General features: G+C 58.8%; 5 protein-coding genes and 1 pseudogene. 3 read left to right on the top strand and 3 right to left on the bottom strand.

Features of this window, described 5'->3' with window-relative positions:
* Positions 1-428 (bottom strand): annotated as a pseudogene (locus tag ACZYZ4_RS19160) (IS5 family transposase); the annotation flags it as partial.
* Between the two features lie 57 nt (positions 429-485).
* Here ACZYZ4_RS19160 and ACZYZ4_RS19165 point away from each other — a divergent pair.
* The 3 genes from ACZYZ4_RS19165 to ACZYZ4_RS19175 all read left to right on the top strand — a co-directional run bounded on the left by ACZYZ4_RS19165 (position 486) and on the right by ACZYZ4_RS19175 (position 4,391).
* Positions 486-1,271: an ATP-binding protein gene (locus ACZYZ4_RS19165; protein ID WP_463863366.1), complete on the top strand. Its 786-nt coding sequence runs from the start codon at positions 486-488 to the stop codon at positions 1,269-1,271.
* Positions 1,272-1,782: 511 nt separating this feature from the next.
* Positions 1,783-3,045 (top strand): MFS transporter, encoded by a 1,263-nt coding sequence (locus ACZYZ4_RS19170; protein ID WP_463863367.1) that lies wholly within the window; start codon positions 1,783-1,785, stop codon positions 3,043-3,045.
* Positions 3,042-4,391: a carboxylesterase family protein gene (locus tag ACZYZ4_RS19175; RefSeq protein WP_463863368.1), complete on the top strand. Its 1,350-nt coding sequence runs from the start codon at positions 3,042-3,044 to the stop codon at positions 4,389-4,391. Before ACZYZ4_RS19170 ends, ACZYZ4_RS19175 begins: the two co-directional genes overlap by 4 nt.
* Before the next feature lie 221 nt (positions 4,392-4,612).
* Here the strand turns inward: ACZYZ4_RS19175 and ACZYZ4_RS19180 are convergent, their stop codons facing one another.
* Positions 4,613-5,455 (bottom strand): PaaX family transcriptional regulator, encoded by an 843-nt coding sequence (locus ACZYZ4_RS19180; RefSeq protein ID WP_463863369.1) that lies wholly within the window; start codon positions 5,453-5,455, stop codon positions 4,613-4,615.
* A 643-nt stretch (positions 5,456-6,098) separates the two neighbouring features.
* Entirely contained in the window at positions 6,099-6,335 is a 237-nt protein-coding gene (locus ACZYZ4_RS19185; RefSeq protein ID WP_463863370.1) for a hypothetical protein, read from the bottom strand.
* Between the last annotated feature and the right edge of the window lie 227 nt (positions 6,336-6,562).

Here is a 6,562-nt window from a genome sequence, read left to right on the forward strand (position 1 = left end):
GCAGCATGACCAGCGGGCGCATCTTGCCGTCACAGAGATGATGGATCTTCGTTGTCAGCCCGCCGCGGGACCGCCCGATCGCGTGGTCAGGCGGTTCCTCCAGCAGATTCATGTAGTTCGAGAGGTCCCCCTGTGTGGCGGGGAAGGTTCGTGGCGTGCTGGTGGGCCCGGTTGACCGTGGAGTCCACAGAGACCTCCCAGTCGACCATCCCGGCCGAGTCGGCCTCCGCCAGGATCCGGGAGTGGATCTTGTCCCATGTTCCGTCGCCGCTGAAGCGGCGGTGGCGTTTCCAGACGGTCTGCCACGGGCCGAACGTCTCCGGCAGGTCGCGCCAAGGAATTCCGGCCCGGAAACGGTAGATAATGCCTTCCACGATCAACCTGTGATCCTGAAACGGCCGGCCGCGGCTCCCGTTGGAACTGGGCATCAACGATTCAATTCGCTCCCATTGGNATGTGAGACACAGTTTGAAAGGATTGTGCTCATGTCGGCTCGACCAACGTACTCCGATGAATTTAAGGCCAATGCCGTGGAACTTGTGATTTCTTCCGGCCGGTCGCCTACGTCCGTCGCCCCCGAAGTCGGCGTCTCCGTCACGGCGCTGAAGCGGTGGGTGCAGCTGCACCGTGATGCAGCAACCGGGGCGGGCGGCAGGCCAGATGACCCGGTGGATGCCGCGAAGTACAAGGCATTGGAAGCCCGGCTGCGTGAGGTCGAAAGGGAGAACGACTTCCTAAAAAAGTTTCCGCGTTCTTCGCCAAAGAACAACGGTAGAGGATCTCTACCGTCCTGTTCAGGCGAAGGACGCGCAGTTTCCCATCCAGTGAATGTGCCGCTGGCTGGGGATTTCCAGGGCTTCACCGGCAAGACCCACATGGCCACCACCCTGGTGGCAGCCGCCTGCCGACAAGGCATCCCGGCCCGCTTCTTCACTACCTCAGCCCTGGTCATGATGCTGCGCAGAGCCAAGGACGAGGACCGGCTGGATAATGAGCTCGCATCCCTGGCCAAAAACCAGCTGATCGCAATTGATGAACTGGGTTATTTGCCGATCGACACCGAAGGAGCCAGGCTCCTGTTCCAAGTCATCGCGGACGGCTACGAGAAACGCAGCCTCATCATCACCACCAACCTCGAGTTCTCCCGGTGGGGAACCGTGTTCGGGGACGACAACATGGCCGCGGCCGTCATCGACCGGCCGGTGCACCACGGACGGCTTCTGCAGTTCCGCGGGGAGTGCTACAGAGTCAAAAATGCCCTGATGAAATAACCAAACAGCTGAAATGGCCTGGAAACGTGCCGAGGTGGCCTGATTCTTAGCGCTGAAATGGCCTACTAAAGTTGACGAAACACACCCGGTCCCAGCCCGACCCTACGGGCGGCGGCGTGCCCTCCTGGCCCGCTCCCCCACCCCCGCCGGGCACCACACCCCTGCGGGCGCGCTGCGCCCGCTAACCAGCAGCTCCCCCACCCCGTGATCGTTGTCTACACTCACAGCTGACAGTCCCCGGTCAATGTTGCACGTTCCAGAAGCCTCGACCAGTGCCCCTCGGGCGCAATGTTGATCATTTATTACGAACGTCACATTTTTGTGACGTAGGGCGCGATGGAAAGTTCAGAGGGACCAAAGGCGCCATTCTCCGCCGCCTGCGCGGGTCCTGGTCGGTGCAACTTCTAACTGACAGACACATGTGACGAGCGCAACAAAATTACACCTCTCGTGCGATCGCAAATTTTGTGGGATCTTTGGTTTGTTTGCCGTCTCTAGAAGGGAAAACGTTATGGCCTCCGCCCCACCTGTGCCTCCGCGCACTCAACCTCTCGTCTTAGTTGTCTGTTTCCTTATTCTTCTGATTGACGGATACGACTCGGCTACAGTCTCAGTCGCAGTTCCGTCGATCGCCACGGAGTGGGGTATCAAGCCCGCAGGGCTGACCTCTCTCATCGTGCTCACGAGCCTAGGAGTCGTTGTTGGTTACCTGGCCGCTGGGCCTCTCGCCGCCCGAATTGAGCGCCGGGTTGTTCTGATTGTGGCGCAAGTGATTGTTGGCGTCGGATCCATTGCAACGGCCGTGTGCCTGGATAGCCAGGACTTGACCCTCCTAGGAGTCATTCGGACTATGACTGGTGTCGGGCTCGGGCTCATCTTCCCTGTTGCGGTCAGCATCGCCACTGAACACGCGAGTGTCCGGTCTCGCAGCAGCATCGCGGTTGCAGTGAATCTCGGGCTTTCTTCTGGAGTGCTGGTTGGTGGCCTTTCTGCTGGTCCCATCATCGCTGGATTGGGCGTTGATTCACTCTTCCTGATCGGCGGAATCGCTCCCATCGTCTTTGCCATCGTCACGCCATTGGTAATCAGCCGGTCCCAAGTGTCGACTAAAGAACGAATCGTCAAAAACTCTTTGGTTAAAGAGCTCTTCACTGAGGGACGAGCCAAGAACACTGTTCTTCTTTGGGTTTTCGCCTTCTCCATCTTCCTCGCTAATTACACCTTGGCGTCATGGGGTCCCACGCTGCTTCTTCAGTACGGGTTTAGTGCGACTGAAGCCCCATTGGCGTCAGCGGCCATCGGCTTTGGTGGAATAGTGTCCGGCATCATCATGCTCTTGGTAGCCGCACGACTGGGGATTTCACGCTCGATCTTCATCATCATGCTCGTGTCCGCTGCGGCGATACTTAGCTTTGCCCTCATCAACGTGAACCCGGTACTCACACTGGCGCTGCTGGCGGTCGGTGCTGGTGGATTGGTCGGCGGTATGGTCGGGCAGGTTGGTATCGCCGTAGCGCTCTTCCCAATTTCACTTCGTGCCACCGCGATCGGCTGGGCTTCAGCTTGGGGCCGTCTGGCTTCAATTCTCGGCCCCAGCATTGGAGGACTGTTGCTCGCGCTTTCAGTTCCGGCAAGTCAGATCGTGCTCTTTACCCTTGCACCCGTAGCACTTGGTCTTGTCATCATCGGCATACTCGGCCGGAACATTTCAAAGGCCGGAACCGGATCTGATGAGCCCACTGAGGCAATTAATAGCCTTGTAGGCAAAGCATGAAGGACTCAAAGGTGACACAGGAGATCCAGACTACCGGCGGCATGATCACCGGTGAACTAGCCGGAGACATCTGGCATTTCTCTGGCGTTCGGTACGGGGAACTGGCGCACGGTCAGAGGTTCGATGAAGTGGCCCCTGTTTCGCAATCTAGCCGCGGGCAGGATCGTCGTCCGAAAGCGGCCGTCTTTCCACAGCTTCCTTCACGCCTTGCAGGCGTTATGGGGCACGGCATCGAAAGTCATCCCCAAGAAGAGGATGCATTCCTGCTCAATATATGGGCGGAGGAAGATGCCACGAACGCTCCTGTCCTCATATTCCTTCACGGGGGAGCATTTTCCACCGGGGGAGGGACCGCATCTTGGTACGACGGACAGAAGCTCGCCTCTATGGGACTTGTTGTAGTCACAGTGAATTACCGACTCGGTCCCCTTGGACACTTCGTCGGTGGAAACGACAGCGGCAACCCAAATCGACCGGTTGGCGACCTCATTGAGGCCCTTACGTGGGTAAAGCTGAATATCGCCGGAGTCGGCGGAAACCCGGAGAACGTCACCGTTTCAGGTCAGTCCGCTGGTGGATGGTACACACAGCTGCTGAGCGTTATTCCTGAGGCACAAGGCCTTCTGCAACGCGCAATCATGCTGAGTACGGTGGTAAAACTTGACATGTCACCTACCAGAATTGGTGCTATCAATGAGCGAATAATCGAAAACCTCGCGGGCGATGATCCGGAGGATGTCGATGTCCACCGCCTTCTACTGGCGCATGCCCAGGCGGCAGCTGCGACTAAAACGCAGCTGGGGGAGGTACTTTCGGGTCTCACACCCTCTGCAGGGGGCATGGTGCCACCGTGGATCAGTGACGTCCAACAATTGGCGGAACACACACACGTAAGTAGTGTCCTTTTCCATTACACGCGCGATGAAATGGGCGCATTCTTCTTCGCATCGCCAAGAGAACGAGAAGCCACGCTGGAACAGGCGCGGGCGGTCGCGAAGGCTTTCGCTCTTGAAGAATCGGAGATAATCAACGCTTCATCCGCCTACGACCTCCTTCGGACCGCGTCAGGGGAAGCCTACTTCGGCAGGCCGGTGCGTGATTACTCCAATAGTCTGCGCGAACGTGGCATCCCCAGCGATGTTGTCGTGTTCGAGGCCAGCAGCCCGATGGAAGGTGTAGGCGCTGCGCACTGCTTCGATTTGCCCTTCTTGTTCGGCAACCGAGATGACTGGAGCGACGCCCCCATGCTTGAAGGCGTGTCCGATGAGGAATTCGAACGAGTGGGCGCCTCCCTTCGAGAGTTGGTCTGCCAAGCCGCCAAACGGGAGCCGGCACAAAGCGCATGAGGAGCTAACCGAGGCAACCAGTGCTTCATCGTCTCGATGGATGAAGGGTAGTTTTAGGGGCCGCCTGATCCTTCAGGGTCAATGACGACTTGGGTCGAAGGAAGGTCCATCGACCAGCACCGGCAATCAATTCAGGTTCCATGAGGCGACTCGCGGACAGGCGGCTCGGCGCAGTCTATGCGCTGACTGCTTGTCCGCGTTTCGCTGACCACACTTCCTGCCTAAGGCCAGTACAAAGCCACATGAGCCACGGCCCGACCCTCGAGCTTAGTTACCAGCTTCTCAAACAGCTCGCCCGCAGCCGGCGCCGTCCACTCTTCGGGTAGTACCTCCCGCGGCAGCCCTGGATCCCGGAAGGGGAGCTTCCGCCAATGATCGATGAGTGTGACGTAGTCAACGAAGGCCTGCTGTCCATCAATCAAACCGTTCGACTCGAACGGGCTTTCCTGGGATCTGTGGAGTTTGATAAATTCGCTGTAACGTCCGTCTATTTCTGCCAGATCCCACCCTCTCTGCACGAGGCTATACAAGTCTTGTCCGCCAGCGTAATTACCAACGAAAACCGCCGACTGATCGGTGAGGCCAAGCTCGTGAATCGCGTGTTTTGCTGCCTCTACCATCCTGGCCGGGGCTAGCCAGACGCCAGAACCCATATTTCCGAAGCCAAGACCCGCCAAATGAGTCTTCAGCTTGTAGCGCTGTGAGCGCTCTGCTTCAGGGACTGAGAAATTTACAAAACACCAACCGTCATCGAGATTGGCGGGCTGTCTCGCGTGCCATACGATCTCGTCACCGGCCGCGAGTGACTCCAAAGCTGCCTCACTGAGGACGTATCCCTTTACCCGAGCACGGGTTTCCGGTACGAGCCATCCGCGTCTCTTCAGGCGAAAGATTGCCGTTCGGACGCTGGACTCATCGAGACCACACTGTCCCATTAACTCGACGACACCTCCGACCGGCATCCAATTGCCCATTTTTCGGACGACCGACCCTAAGAAGCCAACTAAAATCGTGCGTGATCGCGCGTATGCAGCCCCTGACGTTGGAACAGAAAGTGTCATCATCTCCCGTATCTGATTCTTTTGAGCCGCATACCGGGGTTCCTTCGTCTTGACTTGTTCCCCCGGGAATCGAAACCCTATCAAGGTTTTGTTCCCTCCGACGGGCACTAGTTGGAGCGCAGCTTATCCCGGCGAGCACTTTGGCAAGAATGTTCGATGTGGCCCTCGCCGTGTCAAACGACCGCAGGATGGATGGTGCAAGCCCCGGGCGGCCGACCGGCCCGGTTCTATCGATCGCTGCGACGAGGGGTGAACTGTCGACGCTAGAACCGCCATCTCCAGCGGTGAATTAACCGCCATTCCCAACTAACAGTCACACCCAGGCACACGCCCTGGCGCGTCACCGCCTGCACCGTTGAGTCCCCCTGGGGGAGTTATCTGCGCTTGGAGGCGTTCTTGTGGCAATAGGCGTCTTGGTCGATTCTGCGAAACTTCTGTCATTTCTCGCTGCAGGATCGCCTCGTTCACACCTCCGGTAACCGGGGGCCAGTCGAAGCAGAGGCGATGCCGATCGAATCCGGGAGCGCCCTCCTCGTGCCTGTAAGTGATAGCAGGAGGACCGACGGGCCGAGGGTCGCGTGTCCAGGGATCATCGCAACCCCTTGCCGCAACGCCCTGCCCGCCGTGGGTCGGCACAACGGAGGTGCTATTTTCCGTAGAGCCAGCGTGCTCCGCGTTCATACAGGTTCTCGACTGCGGGTCCGGTGAGGCCGGGCATGTCGCGCTTGACCGGGTATCCAATGCGCGACTGGGCGTAGGCCAGGTGCCTGTATCCGGCCGGGAACTCTGCGAGCAGTTCCAGGTCCAGCTCCGGATTCTTCCTGGGACGACGGGGAGGATGCGAGCGGCCTCGTAGATGGGCTGGCGCAGGACGACTTTCCATTCTTTGGACCCGGAAGCGCCCGAACGCAGGGTGATGCTGCGGATTCTGCAGCTATCTGCTTCAGAATAGTCAGCGGATCCCGCCGGGCATACAAAACAGCCGTGCCTTTACCGAAGAGTTACGCGGGGCGGGACGATTCCCCGTTTGTGACGGCCTTTCTCAGTTTCCGCTGGACGCACTCAGCCCCCGGGCGTTGCCCAGGGGCTGAGATCCTGCGGCCGGGCCGC

Source organism: Pseudarthrobacter adonitolis (genome assembly GCF_055412845.1).